Source organism: Flindersiella endophytica (assembly GCF_054779015.1).
In genome coordinates, this window is record NZ_BAAGYY010000015.1 from 346,426 (window position 1) to 365,434 (window position 19,009).

Consider the following 19,009-nt stretch of genomic DNA (forward strand, 5'->3'; position numbering starts at 1 on the left):
GAGCCGGGAGTGGCCGGGAGTCGGTGACGGGGCTGGTCCTTCCCCGATAGCCACCAACAGGCTGTTGGCGATCGCGGCCAGGCCAGGGTCCGTGCAACCTCCCAGCCCACCATCCCGCGTTGGCAGCTCGGCAAGGAGCTGACGAAGCTGCGGGAGGCCAAGCAGCTGAGCTACGAGCAGGTCGCCAAGGCAGTGGGCCTGTCCGCCAGCTCGATCCGCCGCTATGAGGCTGGAACAACCGGCATCGGCAGGCCGGCCCTCACATCGTTGCTCATCCTCTACGAGGTCACGGACGACGGCGTACGCGAACGCCTGATCGAGTGGCAGACGCGTGGCAAGAAGCCCGGATGGTGGTCACGGTTCGGACGGTTGCCGGAGGAGACTACGACGTTGCTGGGCTTCGAGTCCGCGGCGACGAACGTCCGCATGTTCGAACAGGCCGTCGTGCCAGGTCTGCTTCAGACCGAGGCCTACGCCCGCGCCATGATGGCGGCTCTGGCTCCAGGCTTGTCCGATGAGGAGTTGGACAAGTACGTGCAGCTGAGGGTCGCCCGGCAGGAGAACCTCGCCGAGGCCACACCCGAGATGTGGATGATCTTGGAAGAGACCGCGATCCGCCGGCCTGTTGGCGGTGCCGCCGCGATGCACGAGCAACTCTCGCATCTCTGCGAGATCGGCAAGCGCTGGCCGTTGCAGATCGTCCCGCTCGAGGTCGGACCACACCCAGGCACGGCGGGCGGCTTTATGATCTGGGAGTTCGAGGAACGTACGCCTGTCGTCTTCGTCGACAGCCAAGCAGGCAACCTGTTCCTTGAGGAAGAAGACGACATTGCCCGCTTTACGCTCATCTACAACCATATGCACGCTGTCGCACTGAGTCCTGAACAATCAGTCAAATTGATCAAACGTACTATCCAGGACATTCCGAAGTGATCGACCAGCATGACTTGTATCGTGTCGTGTGGCGCAAAGCCAGCTTCTCCCAGGGGCCTACCAGCAACTGCGTTGAGGTGGCTCGAGCAGGAACGTCCGCGATGGCAGTGCGCGATTCCAAGGATCCGGGTGGAGCCGTGCTGAGCTTTGAGCTGTCCGAGTGGCAAGCCTTCGTTTCAGTACTGCGAGTTGACCGGCTCTCGTAGCGTCCATCCCGCCCGAAGAGACCTCCGCTCCGAACCGAAGCGCCTCCGCGGCAGGAGGCGCTTCTTGCTTGAGTCAGCGCCTTACCGCATGTTCCGCCAGGCTACGCATGCCGGACGTTGGCCGGTGGTCATGAACTCGACGACCGCGTTCTTGATCTGCTCGAACGAGATCTCACTGCTTGCCGGCACGTCGCCGCTGTAGTTGCCTTCGAAGTAGTCGTACGGGACCTCCGGGCCCTCCTGGTCGCCGACCGTCTCCCAGGTCTGGCGGCGCTGCCCCTGAACCTTGGCATCGCTGTACAGGAGGTAGCCCCGGTCATGGTTGATCCCGACCTCGAGCCCAGCCGCGGTTCGCGGGGCACCGGCCTCGAAGATCGTGAAGGCGATGATCGGGACGTTGAGGCTGATGGAGCGTTCCCGCTCCGCATCCAGAAGCCGCTCTGCCTCGAAGGGGTCCGCAACCGTCACCATCGGCCGCTCCGACTCGTAACGGTAAGCCATGTCGATCTTCATGCGTTCCCCTCGATATACAACGGCTCCGACCCGTCATTGTTGTAGACCCGCAGGCTCATCCCGCGCAGCAGGCTCTCATCAGCGAATGACCTGCAGGATACGACGCGAGGATCCGACGCCTCGCACATGACGTTGTTCAGGACCAGCGTGATGTGCTCGGGCAGCTCACCGCGGACCATCTTGGCAACCACCTTCGCCTCCACATGCGTCTCGATCCGATCGCGCGATGGCAACCAGCCGTACTCGTCGATCCAGTCCTCGACGAGGTCCGACCATTGATCATCCCGTCCGCTAACTTCGAGGCCCCGGAACCCGGTCTCATCGAACACGGCTGCCGTCGTCGGTTTACCGCGCTCCCGAGGATCCTCAACCGGCGGCAGGACCTGGTCCTGGTAGTGCCTCAGCTCGCCTTCGGTCAGCTCCGGAGCCGACCGCGCGTCCTCCACGTCGCCCTCAGACCGCTCGGCCGCACCGCCCTCGGCGGGAGACCCGCGATCAGCCGAACGCCGGCCCGATGACTAGCCGAGGTCGTTGTCCGAGATGTCCTCGGTGCGGTCGAGCCCCAGAAACGCCAGGAGCTTCTCCGTGGGCTCGTTCTCGAGGTCCAGCCACCGGCCCTTCCTCGCGGAGTCGCCTGCCGAAGCTTTGGTCTCGAGAGGCTGATCCACTGCCTCGTCGCGACCGGGCTCCCGCTCATCCGGAACCCCATGCCCTCCGCTTGACCGATCGATCGGCACGACCAAGGGTTACACAGGTCGAGAGGTTTGGGAACGCCGCCGCCGTACGGCCTGCTACCGACGATCGAGCCGGGACGGGGCCGGCACCCAGCGCCATCTCGACGCCCAAGGAACTCGGTCACCTTTCACGATGGACAGAGACATCGCCTGTGCCCGCCCGTCGCCGCTGTACGGAAACCCGAGGCGCGCCGTCGCTTCCTGAGTCGCCAGGTGACGGAGCACGTACCCTGCGCCGCAGCCGCGGAGCCCTCGGCGGCGCAACGCAAGAGGACGGATATCGTCGGACCCTATGGCCGACGCACTGCCGCTCCACATCTTTCTGGCCTCGCCAGGCGACCTCGGAAACGAGCGCGAGGTTGTTCGCGCCTGCGTGAATGAGCGCAACAACCGGCGCAAGGACGAAAGCAACGTAACGTATGAAGTCGTCGGGTGGGAACGCGTACGAGGGACCGCTCGGCGTCCGCAGGAGGCGATCAACGAGCTCATCGGTGAAAGTCACTTCCTGGTCGCACTGTTCAGGGAACGGTGGGGCAGCGAGCCGGGCAGTCCCTGGGGATACACCTCAGGCACCGAGGAGGAGCTCTTCACAGGTCTGCTCGAGTTGGGCCGCCCCGAGCAGCCGATGCGCGACGTGTGGGTCGCCTTCCTTGACCATCCTTCGCCGGCCGAACAGGTCGTGCAGCTCCGAAAGCAGATGGCTCGGCAGCACTCGATGATGTACGAGTCCATCGCCGACATTCAGGACCTCAAAGCGAAGCTGACCGATCGTCTTGAGGGCTGGGAGGCGCTAGCTGGGGCCAAGTCCGTCCGACACATCGACCTATTGCCGTCGTCCGGCCAAGACGTTCTCCGAGCCGCCAACCTGCGCTTGAAGGGCGAGAAGCTAGTCGAACTCGGTCAGGCGGAGCCTGGCAGGTCCGCACTCAAGGAAGCCGCCGCCATAGGCGGTCCAGACGAGTACCTTGCCTACGCGAGGTTTCTGTCCCGACACGGTGACCTCGACGGAGCGAGGGACTGGATACAGCGTGCTATCGACCACTTCACGGGTGGGAGCGCGGGCCTGCGCTCTCCGCTCGCGGCTGATGCGTTTGCCTCCCAGGCGAGACTCTTACGCCGGCAGGGACGCGACGTTGATGCCATCGGGCTGCTCCAGCACGCGTTGACCCTCCTCGATGAGCGTGAGGCAGTCGCGCGACAGATCCGCTGCCAGATCCTGGATGACCTGGGACTGGCCCACCAGAAGACCGGCGAACTCGACTCCGCTCGAAGCAACTTCGAGAAGGCGCACGAGTCTCGACGCCGTTTCGAGGACGAGTTGGGCGTGTGCCAATCACAGATCAACTTTGCCAGGCTCAACGTACGCATTGACCAGTTGGATGTCGCGGCTGCACAGGCGGACGAAGTGATGATGACGCTGCGGGGGACGCCGCCGTCCGCGCTCTACGCCAATGCCCATGTCCTGATCGCGCAGATCCGTCGCCGCCAAGGCCAGCCAGATGAGGGTGTGCAGTACGCCCTGCGGGCGCTATCAATGAACCGGCAGCTGGCGAATAGGCACGGTGAGGCCATTTCTCTGCTCTTGCTGGCCCAGTGCTGCTCTGCGGTCGGTAGGAATACCGAAGCGGAAGAGTATGCGCGCGCCTGCCTCGAGGTAAACGAATCGATGGGCGACGAGGGTGGCGTGCGGCAGGCGCAGCGGATCTTGGATCAGTTGGCAACCTGACTGGGCCAACCTTTCACGGCTCAACCGACCATGATGGCGCCCCTGGCGTCGATCTGGACGTAGTCGAGGCTGGGCCACAGCAGCGCCGTGAGCCGTCCTGATTCTGCTCCGCATCCGGTGTCCAGTTGCGCCGAACTGCTACCGATTCGCGGGAGTTTGCCAGTCTGGATGTGAGCACTGATCCGGAACTTGTGGGTCCGTTTAGTCGGCGGTGTGTGCTGGGCGATCAGCTGATCCGACTCGTAGGTTTCCGGCATGCGGCGCAGTAGGTCCATGTGCTCGGTTGGAAACTTGGACCGGAACTCGCCGAGCACATCGGGACCGACCCTTGCGCCAACGTAGGACCGGATGGTCATCGCGCCGCCCATCTTGAGAAAGGCTGCGAGGTCTTCGGTCTCCAGCGCCTCCAGCAGGGCTGCTTCGTGGTTTCCCTTGAGGAGGGTCGCGTGTCCGGCTCGCGCGTACGAGAGGAGCTCCTGCATCACCTCGGCGGACTGCGTGCCCTTGTTGATGTAGTCGCCAAGGAAGACCATGTGCGGCTTTCCGTGAGTGCCGAGGACGTCGGCGAGCCCTCGGAGTGCGCTCAGGTTGCCATGGACATCGCCCACGAACGCGAAATCGACGTTCATAGGAGGATCTTCTCCACTTCGGCGTAGTCGGTACCTTTCCCGGTGCTGCCTAGGGCCATGAACGCCATGGAGAGGAGGTCGCTCGGCTTGCCCCACTCGTTGACGATGGTTGCCTCGAGGGAGCCGTGCTCGCTGGGCGGGAAGCTGCCGACGATCGGGCGCAACCGGGACAGGCAGTCCCCCAGGTCGGCGGCGGTCGGATCATCTGGCTGCCGCGAGGCAAGGAGTTGTGCCAGGTGCGGGTCGCTGTGCCGGAGGGCGAGTTCGCGTACGGAGAAGCAGGGGTCGCCGGCGGCGATTGCCTGCGCGTAGAGGCAGCTGCGCAGAAGATAGCGGGCCTCGCGCAGGAGGCCTGGGAGGTACTTCGGTAGGTCCCGCTGGAGGCTGGAGAAGAGCTTCGACATCTTCTGTGCGCGCGCCAGGAGCCGGTCCGTGTCGACCTCGCCCATGGCGTTGACAGCTCGGGCCAGCTGGCCGTGTCTGTCGCAGATCACCTTGGCGTCGCGCTTGAGATGTGCCCCGAAGAGGGTGCCGATGCCGGTAGAGAGCTGGTCGAGGGTGTAGAAGCTGACGTTCGTGTCCCCGTTGTGGCTGCTGGGCCGAGGGGTGGGCACCAAGGCCAGCAGGTCCAGGTCCGAACCAGGCACCGCGTCCCCGCGTGCCTGGCTGCCATAGACCAGCACGCCCATGACATCCGCGGGCAGCTCGGGGAGCCCTTCCAGGACGCTCGGCGCAACCTCCATACCCCGCAGGGCACTTACCAGGTCGTCGCGTTTCACGTTCTTCCCAACGCCGGCAGTTGGACCGCCGTTCCGGTTCGTTGATCGAAGTTCAAGTATCGCGGAAGGGCATGATGGGCGACACAGCCGGGGACCGCACGGCGGGAGGTGCACCGTCGACGAGGTGGCGAACGCCATCAGCTGAAAGCTGCGCCAACGGGCCCCGTCGGAGCGCTCGGGTCAGGAGCCGGCGCTGGTGTGGGCGAGACCGGCGCAGTGCACGCGCCGGGTCGGGGATGGGCGTACAGTTCCGTACGTCGCCCGAGACAAGTGCGGGGAAGGCGGTCGAAGATGACCGAGGAGGCGCCGAGGGATCTTCGGCAGGAGCTCGACGAGCTGCATACGGACGGCATCAGTGCCTACGGGTACAGCGTCGCCTGGGGCGAGCTGGTCCGGCGTGGCTACAACGTGTGGGTGGTTCACACCGAAGGCGACGGCTATGGCTGGTACCGGCTCCGTGTCAAGAATGGTCCGCGGAAGGTCAGCATCGGTGTCGCTACGCGCCGCAAGCCGAGCGAGGGCAAAACGCCGCGCAACTGGCAGCCGGACGCGCCGCTGTGGCAGGACTCCGAGCTTGTGATTGGCGTCGACTTCTCAAAGTCTGACGCCGAACCCACGTTCCAAGTCATCCGACGCGGCGAGAAGATCAAAGACCCTTCTGCTCGCGACGCGTTCCACAAGATCAACGAGCTGATCGGCAACACGCAGATCATCTGACAGGAGCGCAACGAAGTCCTCCCGCGTGCGAGATCCACTCCGCCTCGACGGTCAGTGCGCACATTTACCCTGTACAGCGGACTCGCCCCGTGCCGATGTACCGACGAGGGCGCCCACCTTGACTACCGTTGCGGAGCAACATGCGTAACTCATTGATGGACCGGGTGCCGGACAACCAGATCGACATCATCCTCACCCACCCCGACCACAGGCAGGCCCTACGTACGATCATCGGACTAATCACCGATCTTCGTTGTTGCCGGACAGACTCTGACTTCCACGATTTCCAGGAGCGGCTGTTCCAGCTAGTCCTGGACACCGAGCAGCGGCGTAGCGAGATCAGTCGCATCATCAAGCGGCTCAAGAAGCCAGGCGGGACGCTACCCGTCGGCGCACCCGACCTCGGCACCGACCGGGATCCGTCTGACCTCGACTCGTGGCTTCTGGAAGACGAGGTCTACGAACGGATCTGGCGGCAGTTCAAATCGATCGGTGACGCGCTCGCATGGCGAGCCTTCGGATACGACCGTCGCGTCATCGTGGCCCTCTCCCGCAACGCAGCGCCGGGGCTAATGTATGGCAAGGACGGATTGGTGAAGGAACGTGAACTCATCGAGACCGCCTGGAGCGAGAACGGCGAGTTCGTGCTGCACCACGACCTCACCACCGCGCTACGAGTTGGAGACCTCAGCGTATTCCGCGCCGACGGCAGCGTCCTGCTCCAGGAGGTCAAAACCAACAACACTCGCCGAATCAAGGAGCAAGACCAGCTCCTCGCCGAGACCTCAGTAGTTCTGGCCGAGCAGGGAATACTGCCCAGTGGCTTTACCCCTATCCGCACCGAAGTCCCCTTGGTCACCGACTTGCGTGGCCTTCGCGACGTCCTGACGCTTGCACACGAGCGCACGGGCATTCAGGCCGGCGTGATCTCACCTGGACGCGCGATCGTCGCCGCAAGTCGATACACCGCCCCTCGCCACTATCGTGCGGACACTTTTGCGGAGCATTTCGGGAACGAGCTCAACCGGATGCGTCGAAAGATTGGCGTCAGCTCGCCTGACCACGGTCTGACGATGACCAGCCTGGACTCTGTCGCTCGCTGGCCGACTCGGCCGCCGTGGGCGATCTATCCTGTGGCACCAGACTTCGCCGCGAGCCTTATCGCCGACGCGATGCTCTTCTTCGTCTGCATGTCCTCAGACAAGATCGTCGATCACCTCGCGGAGGCCGGTGTCCAATCGGAGTGGCTGCAACCGTTTGACGGCTCTCAAGATTGGAGCAAGCCGCTGCTACGCGTCGCCGTCACCACCCGCGACCAGTTCCGGTTCAGCTCGTTGAACCGGGAAGCTATCGCCGGCCTCATGTTAGAACTCATCGACCTGCGCACCTGGAGCCGACAGGTAGCCCTCACCCTCGACGGAGACGCACCCGCCGGAACCAAGCCGTGGCCGTGCTTCCTCAACGAGCACAAGACCTGGATGTAATCGCGACTCGCCACCGAACGCACCCGCCCATGGTCGCCGGGCCATTTTCGTGACCGTGTCTGTCGGTGGGGCCGCTCATACTGTAGGCGTGGAGCTCATCGATTGGGAGTCGCCGTACTGCACCCGCTCCGCCGCCTCCCCTCAGGGGTACCTCGTACGCGACTGGCGCGACGCCGAGCGGGTGGCGGCATTGTGGACTCGGCGGTTTGGATACGCCGACGCCGGGCTGACGCTCCCCGGCAGCGATGACGGCATCGACGTCTATGCGACAGGCGCCGTCGCACAGGTCAAATGGTGGGAACGGAGCAACGCCGGCATCGAGGATGCCCAGCGCATCGTCGGCGCAGCCAAACCCGGGCAGGTTGCGCTGTTCTTCACCAGGAAGGGCTACACCCGAGCTGCGAGCACGTGGGCGGACGATCCGGACGCCCGGCTGGCGCTCTTCCTTCTGCACACCGACGGTCATGTCACCGCGGTCAACCGCTATGCCATGGAGGTTCTCCACCGATCGCCCAACCGCACACCGGCGTACGCAGCCAAACCAGAGCCAATTCGGACAAGGCTGAAATGGGGCATTCTGGCCGGCCTCAGCGTGGCCGCTTCCCTACCTGCCATCTGGTGGCTCCTTTTGTCCGACTGGTCCCTACACCCTGTCCAGAGACTTACGTTCCTGCTTTTTGTCCTGTTCTGCGCGACCATGCACGCTGTCACCGTCCGCGACAACCTCGGTACCAGTGCGCAGCGACTGATCAGGGCGATTCGAGACCGCCGTTGGCCCGGCATACGCCCGATCCTGACGGATACCGTGCCAACTCGCCCCGACTGGGAGCCTCCGTGGGAAGACTTCAATGGCCTCTGGACCCCATCTTCGTTGCACTGGGGGATCCGGCTGGAGCACCTGCAGCGTCCGCTGCGGGAGATCGCGAGACAAACCAAGGGGCGATGGCTCCGAGCAAGGTCGTCCCAAGGTGCCAGGTCCTGACCACTCACAGATGGTTGTGAAGACTCGTCCAACGTCGTCGACGCAACGCGCGAGGTACGGTTTGCCATGGTCGAGCTGTCGGTGAACTACGCGGAGCTCGTGCGCGGGCTTGCGATTCCCCTTACCGCGGAAGATGTCGGCGCAGTGCTCTTAGAGGCCCTGGCCGAACGCTATGAGCGTTGCCATCCCGGGTGCTTGTTGCTGGAGTTCGAACAGGCTGGAGCCACGTACCTCTTCGATCAGGCGAGCGCGGTCGGCGCCGAGCAGGAAGACCGTACAGTTGCCGCATGGGCCGTCACTCCCGCTGCCGTCAGTAAGCGCGACAAGTCGTACCAGCGCGGTTTTCCGCTTTCGCAGACGTGGGCTGGCGACGTGGATCGAGGTCACCTGATCCCGCACATGTCCGGCGGCGAGTTCGGGCCGAACATCTTCAAACAGGACCGGGACCTGAACCAGGGTCGGTCCGACCAAGGCAGACGCTACCGAGCGATGGAGCGCGAAGCAGCCAAGACGCCGGGAGCCTTCTACTTCGGGCACCTGCTCTACGAAGACGACACCGCATATCCAGCGGCGATCGAAACCGGGCTGATTCGCGGCTCGGAATTGTACGTCGAGCAGTTCCGTAACCGGTTCTGATCTACTCCTCATCCCGATTCTGAGCCCTCGGCTCGAACATGAGATAGTGCCGCCGCAGGAAGGCCAGGAGGGCGGATCCATCGGCCGGTCAGGGCGTTGAACAGCGCCGGGATCACACCTCCCGCCGCTCCCGCTGCCGCTCCGGTCGTGCCTCCGGCCGCACCACCGACAGCGCCGCCGACCGCACCGCCGAGGATGCCGGTGGCGAAGCTGAGGAACTGCCGCCGCCGATCCCCCGGTAGATCCGAACGCCCCGTCTCGCCGAGTACGTGAGCGCGGGGCTCGGCCATCGCGTCTCGCACGGCATTGCTCGTCTCCGCGTCAGGGCCAGCCGTTACGCGCAGTTGGCCGGCCGCTCCAGCGCGATGCTCAGGTGATGTCGCCATCGGTCCAATGTGTCGCTGGCCTGCCTGATTCGAACGATGTCGTGGAGTGAAAGCTCATCCAGGCAGGGAACGTCAGTTCTGGTGAGTTCGACCAGCCGGAGCTGGTCGTTGCGGTCGGCGCAGCCGACAGCGACGAGTTGGGCGTACAGGCCGGACGGGGCGAGGAGGTCGTGCCGTCCGCCGAGCCGGTTGGCATCAGCGATCGCGCGGGCTGCGATCTCGTTCGCGTTCCGCACGACGCCGGAGGGACGGAGCGAGCCGAGCACGTCGAGGAAGGTAAGGATGAGTTCTGAGTTCTCCTCGCCCGTCGCCCTGCGCGCGGCCGCGTCGACGGTACGCAGGAGCGTGCCGAGGTTCGCGGCGTACTGCACGCCGTCGGCGACCAGGACCACACTCCCTGCCCCAACAGGGATAGGTTGCGGGACCTGGACGCGAGCAAGGGCCTCACAACTCAGAAGTCACCTCCCGGCGCCAGACGCGGTTCTCGCGAGCACGGCTGGTGCGCCTGTGACCACGACGCAACGCCTGCGACGCCATGGTTCGCCAAGCATCGTGAATCACAGTGGTGGTGCTTCTTGCGGCGGCTACGCGCAAGCATCGGCATGCCAGGCCGGACCGAGAATCTCCAGCAGCGCGTCCAGCCTGGACAAGACGCTGGTGCGTCGCTTGACCAGGTTCGAACCTAGCTTGACCATCCGCCGCAGGCGGTTCGCCCGGGCCGAGGTCCTCGGTGGTGTGTAATCCCTCCGGGTGCAGCAGCGGGAGCCGAGCCAGGATCCGCGAGTCGAGCCGGTCAGACTTGGTGTGCTTGGCGTAATACGCGCGCAGGTCCGCCGACTGCTCAGGCGGCACCATCACCACCCTCGCGCCTCGACGGCGAAACCACGCCGCCAGCGGCACCCACGCGCCCTATGCATAGGCCGGAGACCAAATCGAATCGACAGAATCGACTACGGAAACCACCCGGCAGAGTCGTCGCCAAATCTGAGCGCACAAACCAGGCTAGAGGAATCTGTGTCGGCAGGCACACAATTCTCCCGCCGATACAAAGGCACCAGGGCAGCCGAGGATTCTGTGCACAGCAAAGGTCAACGTCACCGTCAAACACAAGCCCACCAAGGCCCTCACACTCGACCCCCGAGAACTCCGAGTCGAGATCCACGCCGACCCCGCGCCATCAGACGCGACCTGCCCGACCTTCCGCGGCTCCGTCATCCGCAGAGGCGCAGGGCACCCCTTCGTCGTTCACGAGGTTACCTGGGCTGGGTGTTAACCGGGGTGGGCTGGGCAGTCCACGACGCGAGGAGCCGCAACGCCTGCTCGTCCGGGCTACCCGGGTCCGCGATCTGCGCCACGAGCGAGAGGTCCGGCGCGTCCGGAAGCGAGAAGGCTTCGTACCGCAGAAAGAACTCGCCTATGACCGGGTGGCGATAGCGATATCCGCCCCGGGCCTTCTGGTGCACAGGATGCGTCGCCCAGAGCCGCGCGAAGTCGGGGCTGTGGGCGGTCAGCTCGCCGATGAGCGTGACGAGTTTTTCATCGCCGGGGCTCCGGCTGGCCACCATTCGCAGATGCGAAACGATGTGACGGGCCTTGCATTCCCATTCGACGAACCGGGCCGCGACCTTGGTGTCGAGGAACAGGAGCCGCGCCATGTTGCGCTCCTCGGGCGGCAACGCGTCGAAGTCGGTGAGCAGTGCCGACGTCAGCGCGTTCCAGGCGAGGACGTCGGTCCGATGGCTGCAGAGCGCGGCCGGCACGTTCATGTTGTCGAGGAACGTCTGGATGGTGATGGGCACCGCTGGCCTGGTAGATGGCGGAGCGGCCCGCTGCGGTCGGGCGAGATTGTGCAGGTAGGTCCGCTCGGACGGGTCGAGCGCGAGCGCGGTAGCGACGGCGTCGACCACCTCCGCGGACGGGTTGCGCAGGCGGCCCTGCTCGAGGCGTACGTAGTAGTCGACAGACAGCGCCGCGGCCTGGGCCAGCTCCTCCCGGCGGAGCCCTGGGACGCGCCGACGGCTGCCGGTCGGCGTCAGCCCCAGGTCTTCTGGTTGCCGGCGGGCCCGCCGCGACTGGAGGAAGTCCCCCAGTTCCGATCTGCGATCCATGCTGTCGAGTATGCCCGTCCAGGGCTTTCTGAGCCTGGGTCTGTCGGACCCATGGTTCAGCAGGCGGCTGGATAAGCGGGCGCGACCGGGACAGCATCGGTCCAGTCCTTCGACATTCCGTCCTACGACCTAAAGGAGAACGATGCGTTCGCTACTCATCGCCGCCGCTCTGGCGGCCGGCCTGGTCGGCGTCCCGGCCGGTGCTTCGGCCACGACGCCCGGCCTGCCGCCGGTGCTGACGCCAGCGGCCAACAACCTGTTTCCGGAAGGGGTGGCCTGGGACCCGACCCGGCAGTCACTGCTGGTCGGCTCGTGGCAGCAGCCCGCCACCATCTCGGCAGTGGACCGAGACGGCGAGGTGAGAACCGTGGTGACCGATCCCGATCTGGTGAACTTCGTCGGCCTCAAGGTCGACGCGCCCCGGAACCGGATCCTCGCCGTGAACGGCAGCCCGTTCGCGCCCGGCCCAAGTTACCTGGGGATCTACGACCTGCGTACCGGTGCACGCGAGCACCTGGTCGACCTGTCCGGCGAAGGCCACGCGGCGAACGACGTGGCGTTGGATCCGGCCGGCAACGCGTACGTGACCGACATCGGCGCCGGCGCGGTCTACCAGGTGGACCTGACCGGTCACAAGACCACGCTGGTGAGCGACCCGAGGCTGTCGCCGGGTGCCAACGGGATCGTGTGGCACCCCCGCGGCTACCTCGTGATCGCCAACTACACCACGGGCAAGCTGTACCGCCTGTCCAGAGGACATCTGACCGAGCTACAGGCACCACCGCTGGTGGGCGCCGACGGCCTGGTCCTACGGCGCGACGGCACGCTCGTTGTGGTCACCAACTCGCTTACCGGCCTGGCCGGGAGCGAGGCCGCCGTGCACGAACTGGCGCTGGCCGGAAACGCGGTGGTCCCGCTGCGTACGACCCCATGGCTGGACCCGGCCCCGACCACGGCCACAGAAACTCCGTACGGCGTCTACGTGGTCGATGGCCGCCTCGACAAGTTCACCGCCGGCGGCACGGCAACCGACTTCGTCCTGCGTCGCCTGTAACGAACAGGTTCGACCCGAGCCCGAACGAAGAGCCGTTGGTGTCGCGTGCCTGGAGGTGGACCTGTGTCCGGCCAGCACGATACGAGGCCGCTGGTGTCAATGGCCAGTGACTTCCCCAGTGGGCGGTCGTTTGTTTCCCTGCTGGCCGCCCACGGGGGGCACTGGCCGTTGACACGCTTGGATTGGCGACGTCGACTGACCCAGACCGCCGCGTCCCGGACGGACTTCTCACGTCGACAGGTCCCGGCCGGTCCGAGGGCGACAAGCATCAGCCCACATCATTCAGCTTGCCCTATCTGGGCGCCAGCCTGTCACCCGGCGAACGAGACCCTGCGCCGCGCGGCTGCCTACTTCGCTCAGGCGCAGCTCCCGGGAAAATGATCTACCCGCTGGTTCGGGACGATTGCGACAGGGCTCTCGTCAGCCAGAAGTCTTCGCCTGTGGCCGTCATCGGCCAAGCATGAACGCGGGTGCCGGTTGCAGGTCTGACCGATCCGTCGGCCCTCTGATGTGTTGGCGAGCCCAGGATTGTCGTCGGCGGCGACGCCTCACTCATGCGAAATATGTGCAGGCGGTCGATAACATCGCGATTGTCAGACAGGCATCACGTTTTGCCGTGGCCTGGCGGAGGAAGCGGCTTTCCAGAAAGGTTTCAGCTTGATCAGGCCGGGCAGCCATGTATCTACTGGCCCTAGGCGAGATACCGAGAACGACGAACCATATGGCAAGGTGCGTATTGGTTTGGCTCGCTACGCCATCTGGCTTGCGGGAGCGCTTTGTGTTGTTGGCTATCTCACCTCGGTGACAGTCCATCTTGACTGGCTTAGGCTGGTCACCCAGCCGACGATGATGATCTGGCTGGCCGCCTATACGCTTCATGCGACTCCACACCGCCATAGGGCCAATGCTGCACCACTGTTCACCGGGCTGGCGTTCTCGGCCGCCGGTGACGCGGCGCTACTCTTCGGAAGCAGCCGAGCTCTGCTCGCAGGTATTGCAATGTTCAGCTGCACGCATCTCTGCTACATCTATGGATTTCTGAAGTACGGCGCCGGACGGTCACTAAGGACGAGGCGAGGACCGCTTTTGTGGTACGCACTCTACAGCCTGTCCGCCTGGTGGCTGTGGCCACAACTTGGATCGGTGCGTCTCGTGATCTGCGCCTATGGCGCTTTGTTGTTCAGCATGTCTGTCGCTGCGGCTGCGACAAGCCGCCGTCTGGGTGTGGGCGCTGCCTTGTTCGTGGTATCCGACGTGACGATCGGTCTCGGATTGGCCGATCATCACTTTCCGCTTCAGGATGTCATGATCGCTGCTACATACATCGTCGGTCAGTGGATCATCGCGCGCAACTGGCCTCAACGTCGAGAGACGTAGGCTGTAGCCGAAGTCATTCCGAGAGGTCCTCGCTGATGTCAACCTAGCCGTCTGAGTGAGCTCTAGAGCCGCGAACGGACGAGATCAATGACCGATCTGCCCATCGATCCGACCGAAGGCCGGTCTGTCGTACCCGGACGGGGTGCACTGCGTCCGCTAGGCCTGCACGAGACCCGCATCACCGGTGGATTCTGGGCAGTCGTTCTTCTACGCCAACGCCCACCATCATCGAGTTCCGACAGCGGAACTCAACCCAGAGCGGGAAGTGCTCAGCTTCGGTGACGGGCCACGAGTGCAATGGTTCGAGGTGTCCTGCGGCCTTCCCAACATCGCCCGGACCTTGGCCAGCCTTTCCGCCTACGTCGCCGCCGCCGACGCTGACGGCCTCCAGATTCACCAGTACGTCGACGCCGACCTGCGCACCAACTTCCCGGATGGGCGGCCGGTCGGGCTAACGGTGAGCACGGGCCATCCGGAGGAAGGCACTGTCACGGTACGCATCACCGAGACTGACGGCAGATCCTGGACGCTGTCGCTGCGCGTACCGCAATGGGTAACCGGCGCTGTTCTCAGTGTCCCAGGGGAGCGGACCAGCCGGCCCCGGCAGGCCGCCGGCTGGCAATTCAGCGACCGTTCGCAGTCGGCGAGGAAATTCGGCTTGTGCTACCGATGCAACCGCGATGGACTCACCCCGACCCACGGATCGACGCCGTGCGTGGCTGCGTGGTGGCCGAACGAGGACCGATTGTGCTGTGTGCGGAGGCGCTTGGCCATGATGCGGACGAGCTGAACGAGTTGCTCGTCGACACAGCTAATCCGCCTCAGGACACGAGCGAAGGCACGATCACCCGTGGCTTCCGCACGGCACAGACTATGAATGCCTGGCCGTACACCGCACACGAATGGCATCGATCCGCGATGCCCCGGCTGAAGCCTTGGGCTTGACCTAGAGTGCACTCTAGTAGCTAGAGTCCGCGGCATGGCAACGTTCAACGATCGGCTCACGGACGTCGAAGCGCGGTCGTTGTGGGGTGCGTGATCACGTCGACAACGAATCTTCCGTCCCGCTGGTGTCATGGACCTTCCTGGCCCCTAACAGCCGATGAGCCAATGGTGGCTTCGTTAGGGGCCACCATTCACCAGATGCATCTCGCTCGTTCGCGGACGTCTCGAGGACGAGCGGGCGAAGCTCGCACGCTGGTGTGGGACGACGAACTGCATGCGACAAGCCGCCAGCGTAGTTCCAGCTCAGGACCGGCGGTTCCAGCTCGGAGTCCCGCTCGTCGGGCCGACCGTCGGGCCTCCGAGCCGCAGAAACCCGATAGGGACAGTAAACGAATGGAGACTGGAGATGCAGAAGCGTCAGCTCGGCGCGATCGGCCAGGTGAGCAGCCTGACATTGGGTGGAGGTGGTATCGGCCAGGTCTGGGGGAGCACCAGTCGAGAGGAAGGGATCGCAACGCTCAGGATGGCGGTCGATGCCGGCATCGACCTCATTGACGCCGCTCCGGGCTACAAGGTCTGCGAGGAGCTCATCGGTGCGGCCTTCGGCGGCCGCCTGCCCGACGGGGTGCGGATCACTACCAAATGCGGCCTCGGCACACCGCCGGCCGAGGAGGTATATCCGCGGCTTCGCGCCTCGCTCGAGCGAAGCCTCGCAGTAATGCGCCTCGAACGGGTGGACATTTTCTTCCTCCACAGCCAGATCTATCCGGACGACTTCACCTTCCCCGAGGACAACGAGCGGCGGTCCCAGTTGGAGACGGCGTGGTCGACCTATCTCGAAGCGGTCGTGCCGGCCATGGAACGGCTCATGCGGGAAGGGCTCATCGGTACCTGGGGCCTCACCGGCAGCGCGGTCGCGCAGTCGATCATCGCCGCGCTCGAGCACGAGCCGAGGCCCGGCGCAGTTCAGGCGGTGACCAACCTCCTCGACAGCCCCGGTGGGCTCAGCGAATTTCGTCCGTCGCTGGCGCGGGAAATCATCGCCACCGCCCAACAGAACGGTGTCGGCGTCATGGGCATCCGAGCCGTGGGGGCGGGCGCGCTCACGAAGAGGATCGACCGCACGCTCCCGCCGGAAGCGCCGGAAGCCCTCGACTTCGACCGGTCCGCGCCGTTTCGGGCCATCTGCGACTCTTGGGGCGCCGACCCAGCGACGATGGCTCACCGCTACGCGCTGAGCATGGCGGGCGTCGACACAGTGATCCTGGGCGTAAAAAACCGAGAAGAACTCCGACAGTGCCTCGACGCCGAGGCGGCCGGTCCGCTCTCCTCCGAGGAGATCGCCGCCATCGACGCCCTGCGGCTCAGGTGACGAGCGGCAGCGGCGCGATCTCACGATCTGGTTGGGGAACTGAGGTGAGTATGTTCACGGGGCAAAGGGCCGGCAGCCAAGCTTGCCCCAGTGGCTAGAAGTTGATCCGGTGTCGATCATCCGGTCGAGTACTGAGTTGACCAGCGACCGTCGCCCGACGTCGTCGGGGCCCAAAGGCCAGCCGCCACACCCTCCGCCAGATGTCGGCGGTAGACGTCGACCTTGCCGTTGATGATCGTTAGGCACTCCCGCAACTCCGCGATATGAACGCGGACCCTTTGCTCGTGCGCCTCGAGCAACGCGAACCGTTCGGCTTCGTTACCGTCGCCGACCCGGACGAGCGCCGTGAACTGCCGGATGTCTGCTATCGGCATCCCGGATGCCCGAAGCCGACCGCAGAGATTGAGCCATGCCACATCAGATTGCTCGAAAACACGTCGCCCATGGACGCGCGGGATCGGTCGCAAGAACAACTCCTCGCGCTCGAACCAGCGCAGCGCATGCACGCTCAGGCCCGTCTGCTCGGCGACCTCACCGATCGAAAGAGTCTGCTCAGAGCTATCCATGACTCGCTCCACTCGACCTTTGACCCAAAGTCCAGTCTAGTTACCGCCGGCCGAGAGGAATGTCGAATAGTCCTGAGAACGCGGCAGCGTGTCGTCGGACACTGACCACGTCTCCTCGGCGTAGGCGCGGAAGGTGCGCGGGGGGCCGGCCGGTCAGCTTCTCTACGTCGCCACTGACACCGGCGCACGCTCCGGCCCTGGTGGGGATGTACAGGTGGTTGATGTGGTTCACATATGCGGTCGGCCGGTTCGGTGCCCGCATGTGTCGGTGAATCTCTTCTCGCTCTGGGGCCCGTGCCTGCGAAAAGGTGATCAGACCCCAACCCTCTTCGGGCAGGTGGCAGTCCTTACGAAGCCAAGCTGGCTGCCCTCAGAAACACGACTGCGTAGTCGCTCCCGCCCGATTCACAGTCGCAGTCCCATCCGCGACCCGGCACTGCCAGATCAGCCTCTGGTCCGGCGAGCTATAGGGCGGATTCCCTGACCCGCCGGAGCCATCGCCGTCGAGGCCGCCGACGACAAACCAGTGAATCCAACCAGTCCAGCAAGCAGGAGGTCAGCCTGTCCGCCCCAGCCTTCCTTGCTGATCAGCAGGAGAGTTCGGCCGGCGCCGGGTCAGCAGAAGGACGCCCGCAACGAGCCCGAGCGCGACGGTGGCCAGCCCTGAGCCGCTGAGTGTCGCGCGTGTTCCCAGCGCCGCGGTGAGCGGCCCGCCGAGCGCGGTACCCAGTGGTGACGCGGTGAGCAGTACAGCGCTACGAGCCGCGAGTATCGAGGTCAGGTACTGGGCTGGTGCCTTCTCCTGCATCAGAGTCACCGACAGCGCCACGAAGGGCCCGTAGATCGCACCGCCGGCCGTGAAGCACACCACGGTGACCACCGTCGGCACGCCGAAACCGAACGGCAGCAGCATCAGCCCCCAGCCGATCACGATGCCGATCGTCACCGGCCACAGCGGCAGTCGTTTCAGCGCACCGACCGCGAGACCGCCGACCACCGCGCCGGCACCGAACAACGCCCAGTACAGGCCCAACAGGGTGCCGGGGGCACCCAGGTCACCCGTCACGTGCAGCGGAAGTGCGACCTCGACCGGGCCGTAGAGGAAGTTGAAGAACCAGGTGAGCGTCAACAGCCCGAGCAGTTCCCGATGAGATCGCAGCATCGCCAGCCCGCCGCGCGCTACCTCCTGATCGACGGGTGCGACGTGCCTCGGTTCCGGGAACCTGGTCCGGGCGACGAGCACGGCGAGGAACAGGTAGCTGAGCGCATCCAGGCCGAGCACGAGGGCGGAGCTGATGTAGGTCACCAGTACGCCCGCCATCGCGGGTCCGGCAATGGTGGCGGCGAACTGGAGAGACCCGACCAGCGTGTTGGCGGCGAGCCGCCGGTTACTGGGCAGCAGATCGGCCAGCAACGTGTACTTGCCCGCGTTGCCCCAGGCGTGCAGCAGCGAGGAGGCCGCGAGCAGGACGACGTACAGCCACGGTGTCAGCAGCCCGGCCAGCCAGAACAGCGGTACGGCACCAAGACACAAACCGCGCGCGATGTTGTCCGCCAGCAACAGGCGCTTGGCCGGGACCCGGCGCAGCTTGCGGCCGAACGCCAGCGCGCCGGCCACGCCCGGCAGCGTGTACGCGGCGACCGCGCCGCCGACCCACAACTCCACGGAGTCACGGGGAGCGAGCTCGATGGCCAGCCACGCCGCCGTGACGAAGGTCATGCCGTCACCGAGGTAGGAGACCCCGAAGCCGCCGATGAGCCGCCGGAACACCCGGTTGGCCAGCACCTGCCGATACGAGGCGGGGACGAGGGACTGAAGCATCACGGCACCTTTGTGAGTCGGTCGTCGGGCGCAGGACGAA

At 65.1% G+C, this 19,009-nt stretch carries 23 protein-coding genes; 12 read left to right on the forward strand and 11 right to left on the reverse strand.

Translation table 11 applies throughout. The features are described 5' to 3' along the window. Positions 1-111: 111 nt before the first annotated feature. Complete coding sequence (locus ACYVF6_RS17080; RefSeq protein WP_460522379.1) at positions 112-933, forward strand: helix-turn-helix domain-containing protein; 822 nt, start codon at positions 112-114, stop codon at positions 931-933. A 26-nt stretch (positions 934-959) separates the two neighbouring features. After that, on the forward strand, positions 960-1,139 hold the full coding sequence (locus tag ACYVF6_RS17085) for a DUF397 domain-containing protein (protein WP_460522381.1): 180 nt from the start codon (positions 960-962) through the stop codon (positions 1,137-1,139). A gap of 81 nt (positions 1,140-1,220) precedes the next feature. On the opposite strand, the gene ACYVF6_RS17090 is transcribed toward ACYVF6_RS17085, so the two are convergent. From ACYVF6_RS17090 to ACYVF6_RS17100, 3 genes are all read right to left on the reverse strand, one after another. Further along, positions 1,221-1,652, reverse strand: a complete 432-nt coding sequence (locus ACYVF6_RS17090; protein ID WP_460522295.1) for an Imm1 family immunity protein — start codon at positions 1,650-1,652, stop codon at positions 1,221-1,223. Continuing rightward, on the reverse strand, positions 1,649-2,098 hold the full coding sequence (locus tag ACYVF6_RS17095) for a DddA-like double-stranded DNA deaminase toxin (RefSeq protein ID WP_460522297.1): 450 nt from the start codon (positions 2,096-2,098) through the stop codon (positions 1,649-1,651). The genes ACYVF6_RS17090 and ACYVF6_RS17095 overlap by 4 nt, the downstream gene beginning before the upstream one ends. A gap of 72 nt (positions 2,099-2,170) precedes the next feature. Beyond that, positions 2,171-2,320 carry a hypothetical protein gene (locus ACYVF6_RS17100; RefSeq protein WP_460522299.1) on the reverse strand — a complete coding sequence of 50 codons (150 nt, stop codon included), beginning with the start codon at positions 2,318-2,320 and terminating at the stop codon, positions 2,171-2,173. A gap of 358 nt (positions 2,321-2,678) precedes the next feature. Here ACYVF6_RS17100 and ACYVF6_RS17105 point away from each other — a divergent pair, with 358 nt between their 5' ends. Then, positions 2,679-4,112 (forward strand): tetratricopeptide repeat protein, encoded by a 1,434-nt coding sequence (locus ACYVF6_RS17105; RefSeq protein ID WP_460522301.1) that lies wholly within the window; start codon positions 2,679-2,681, stop codon positions 4,110-4,112. A 20-nt stretch (positions 4,113-4,132) separates the two neighbouring features. Here the strand turns inward: ACYVF6_RS17105 and ACYVF6_RS17110 are convergent, their stop codons facing one another. Together ACYVF6_RS17110 and ACYVF6_RS17115 are read right to left on the reverse strand one after the other, a co-directional pair. Then, positions 4,133-4,741 carry a metallophosphoesterase family protein gene (locus ACYVF6_RS17110; RefSeq protein ID WP_460522303.1) on the reverse strand — a complete coding sequence of 203 codons (609 nt, stop codon included), beginning with the start codon at positions 4,739-4,741 and terminating at the stop codon, positions 4,133-4,135. Then, positions 4,738-5,658: a nucleotidyltransferase domain-containing protein gene (locus ACYVF6_RS17115; RefSeq protein WP_460522305.1), complete on the reverse strand. Its 921-nt coding sequence runs from the start codon at positions 5,656-5,658 to the stop codon at positions 4,738-4,740. Before ACYVF6_RS17115 ends, ACYVF6_RS17110 begins: the two co-directional genes overlap by 4 nt. 153 nt (positions 5,659-5,811) lie before the next feature. Between ACYVF6_RS17115 and ACYVF6_RS17120 the strand changes: the two genes are divergently transcribed. The 4 genes from ACYVF6_RS17120 (at position 5,812) to ACYVF6_RS17135 (ending at position 9,339) form a co-directional block, all read left to right on the forward strand. Beyond that, on the forward strand, positions 5,812-6,237 hold the full coding sequence (locus ACYVF6_RS17120) for a hypothetical protein (RefSeq protein WP_460522307.1): 426 nt from the start codon (positions 5,812-5,814) through the stop codon (positions 6,235-6,237). 140 nt (positions 6,238-6,377) lie between these two features. Next, the gene (locus ACYVF6_RS17125) at positions 6,378-7,721 is read left to right on the forward strand and encodes a hypothetical protein (protein WP_460522309.1); all 1,344 of its coding nucleotides are present in this window, start codon (positions 6,378-6,380) and stop codon (positions 7,719-7,721) included. Between the two features lie 88 nt (positions 7,722-7,809). Next, the gene (locus ACYVF6_RS17130; protein WP_460522311.1) at positions 7,810-8,703 is read left to right on the forward strand and encodes a restriction endonuclease; all 894 of its coding nucleotides are present in this window, start codon (positions 7,810-7,812) and stop codon (positions 8,701-8,703) included. 66 nt (positions 8,704-8,769) lie between these two features. After that, positions 8,770-9,339 carry a hypothetical protein gene (locus ACYVF6_RS17135; RefSeq protein WP_460522313.1) on the forward strand — a complete coding sequence of 190 codons (570 nt, stop codon included), beginning with the start codon at positions 8,770-8,772 and terminating at the stop codon, positions 9,337-9,339. Between the two features lie 8 nt (positions 9,340-9,347). Here ACYVF6_RS17135 and ACYVF6_RS17140 read toward each other — a convergent pair whose 3' ends face one another. From ACYVF6_RS17140 to ACYVF6_RS17155, 4 genes are all read right to left on the reverse strand, one after another. Beyond that, positions 9,348-9,641 (reverse strand): hypothetical protein, encoded by a 294-nt coding sequence (locus ACYVF6_RS17140; RefSeq protein WP_460522315.1) that lies wholly within the window; start codon positions 9,639-9,641, stop codon positions 9,348-9,350. A 32-nt stretch (positions 9,642-9,673) separates the two neighbouring features. Further along, positions 9,674-10,117, reverse strand: coding sequence for a hypothetical protein (locus ACYVF6_RS17145; RefSeq protein WP_460522317.1), 444 nt, complete (start codon positions 10,115-10,117; stop codon positions 9,674-9,676). Positions 10,118-10,169: 52 nt separating this feature from the next. Then, complete coding sequence (locus ACYVF6_RS17150; protein WP_460522319.1) at positions 10,170-10,625, reverse strand: IS110 family transposase; 456 nt, start codon at positions 10,623-10,625, stop codon at positions 10,170-10,172. Between the two features lie 353 nt (positions 10,626-10,978). After that, positions 10,979-11,833 (reverse strand): helix-turn-helix transcriptional regulator, encoded by an 855-nt coding sequence (locus tag ACYVF6_RS17155; protein ID WP_460522321.1) that lies wholly within the window; start codon positions 11,831-11,833, stop codon positions 10,979-10,981. A 142-nt stretch (positions 11,834-11,975) separates the two neighbouring features. Here ACYVF6_RS17155 and ACYVF6_RS17160 point away from each other — a divergent pair, with 142 nt between their 5' ends. The 5 genes from ACYVF6_RS17160 to ACYVF6_RS17180 all read left to right on the forward strand — a co-directional run bounded on the left by ACYVF6_RS17160 (position 11,976) and on the right by ACYVF6_RS17180 (position 16,581). Then, positions 11,976-12,887 (forward strand): SMP-30/gluconolactonase/LRE family protein, encoded by a 912-nt coding sequence (locus tag ACYVF6_RS17160; RefSeq protein WP_460522323.1) that lies wholly within the window; start codon positions 11,976-11,978, stop codon positions 12,885-12,887. Between the two features lie 729 nt (positions 12,888-13,616). Continuing rightward, entirely contained in the window at positions 13,617-14,264 is a 648-nt protein-coding gene (locus ACYVF6_RS17165) for a lysoplasmalogenase (RefSeq protein WP_460522325.1), read from the forward strand. 292 nt (positions 14,265-14,556) lie between these two features. Next, positions 14,557-15,054 carry a hypothetical protein gene (locus tag ACYVF6_RS17170; protein ID WP_460522327.1) on the forward strand — a complete coding sequence of 166 codons (498 nt, stop codon included), beginning with the start codon at positions 14,557-14,559 and terminating at the stop codon, positions 15,052-15,054. Further along, complete coding sequence (locus ACYVF6_RS17175) at positions 14,991-15,209, forward strand: hypothetical protein (RefSeq protein WP_460522329.1); 219 nt, start codon at positions 14,991-14,993, stop codon at positions 15,207-15,209. The genes ACYVF6_RS17170 and ACYVF6_RS17175 overlap by 64 nt, the downstream gene beginning before the upstream one ends. A gap of 406 nt (positions 15,210-15,615) precedes the next feature. Continuing rightward, positions 15,616-16,581 carry an aldo-keto reductase family protein gene (locus ACYVF6_RS17180; protein WP_460522331.1) on the forward strand — a complete coding sequence of 322 codons (966 nt, stop codon included), beginning with the start codon at positions 15,616-15,618 and terminating at the stop codon, positions 16,579-16,581. 116 nt (positions 16,582-16,697) lie between these two features. Here the strand turns inward: ACYVF6_RS17180 and ACYVF6_RS17185 are convergent, their stop codons facing one another. Both ACYVF6_RS17185 and ACYVF6_RS17190 read right to left on the reverse strand, forming a co-directional pair. After that, positions 16,698-17,147, reverse strand: coding sequence for a MerR family transcriptional regulator (locus ACYVF6_RS17185; RefSeq protein WP_460522333.1), 450 nt, complete (start codon positions 17,145-17,147; stop codon positions 16,698-16,700). 556 nt (positions 17,148-17,703) lie between these two features. Next, entirely contained in the window at positions 17,704-18,969 is a 1,266-nt protein-coding gene (locus ACYVF6_RS17190) for an MFS transporter (RefSeq protein ID WP_460522335.1), read from the reverse strand. Between the last annotated feature and the right edge of the window lie 40 nt (positions 18,970-19,009).

What these genes read in the sequence shown, in the direction of transcription:
- ACYVF6_RS17090 (WP_460522295.1), bottom strand. Translation starts at nt 1,652, where the DNA reads ATGAAGATCGACATGGCTTACCGTTACGAGTCGGAGCGGCCGATGGTG.
- ACYVF6_RS17105 (WP_460522301.1), top strand. Translation starts at nt 2,679, where the DNA reads ATGGCCGACGCACTGCCGCTCCACATCTTTCTGGCCTCGCCAGGCGAC.
- ACYVF6_RS17110 (WP_460522303.1), bottom strand. Translation starts at nt 4,741, where the DNA reads ATGAACGTCGATTTCGCGTTCGTGGGCGATGTCCATGGCAACCTGAGC.
- ACYVF6_RS17115 (WP_460522305.1), bottom strand. Translation starts at nt 5,658, where the DNA reads ATGGCGTTCGCCACCTCGTCGACGGTGCACCTCCCGCCGTGCGGTCCC.
- ACYVF6_RS17120 (WP_460522307.1), top strand. Translation starts at nt 5,812, where the DNA reads ATGACCGAGGAGGCGCCGAGGGATCTTCGGCAGGAGCTCGACGAGCTG.
- ACYVF6_RS17125 (WP_460522309.1), top strand. Translation starts at nt 6,378, where the DNA reads ATGCGTAACTCATTGATGGACCGGGTGCCGGACAACCAGATCGACATC.
- ACYVF6_RS17135 (WP_460522313.1), top strand. Translation starts at nt 8,770, where the DNA reads ATGGTCGAGCTGTCGGTGAACTACGCGGAGCTCGTGCGCGGGCTTGCG.
- ACYVF6_RS17155 (WP_460522321.1), bottom strand. Translation starts at nt 11,833, where the DNA reads ATGGATCGCAGATCGGAACTGGGGGACTTCCTCCAGTCGCGGCGGGCC.
- ACYVF6_RS17160 (WP_460522323.1), top strand. Translation starts at nt 11,976, where the DNA reads ATGCGTTCGCTACTCATCGCCGCCGCTCTGGCGGCCGGCCTGGTCGGC.
- ACYVF6_RS17180 (WP_460522331.1), top strand. Translation starts at nt 15,616, where the DNA reads ATGCAGAAGCGTCAGCTCGGCGCGATCGGCCAGGTGAGCAGCCTGACA.
- ACYVF6_RS17185 (WP_460522333.1), bottom strand. Translation starts at nt 17,147, where the DNA reads ATGGATAGCTCTGAGCAGACTCTTTCGATCGGTGAGGTCGCCGAGCAG.
- ACYVF6_RS17190 (WP_460522335.1), bottom strand. Translation starts at nt 18,969, where the DNA reads ATGCTTCAGTCCCTCGTCCCCGCCTCGTATCGGCAGGTGCTGGCCAAC.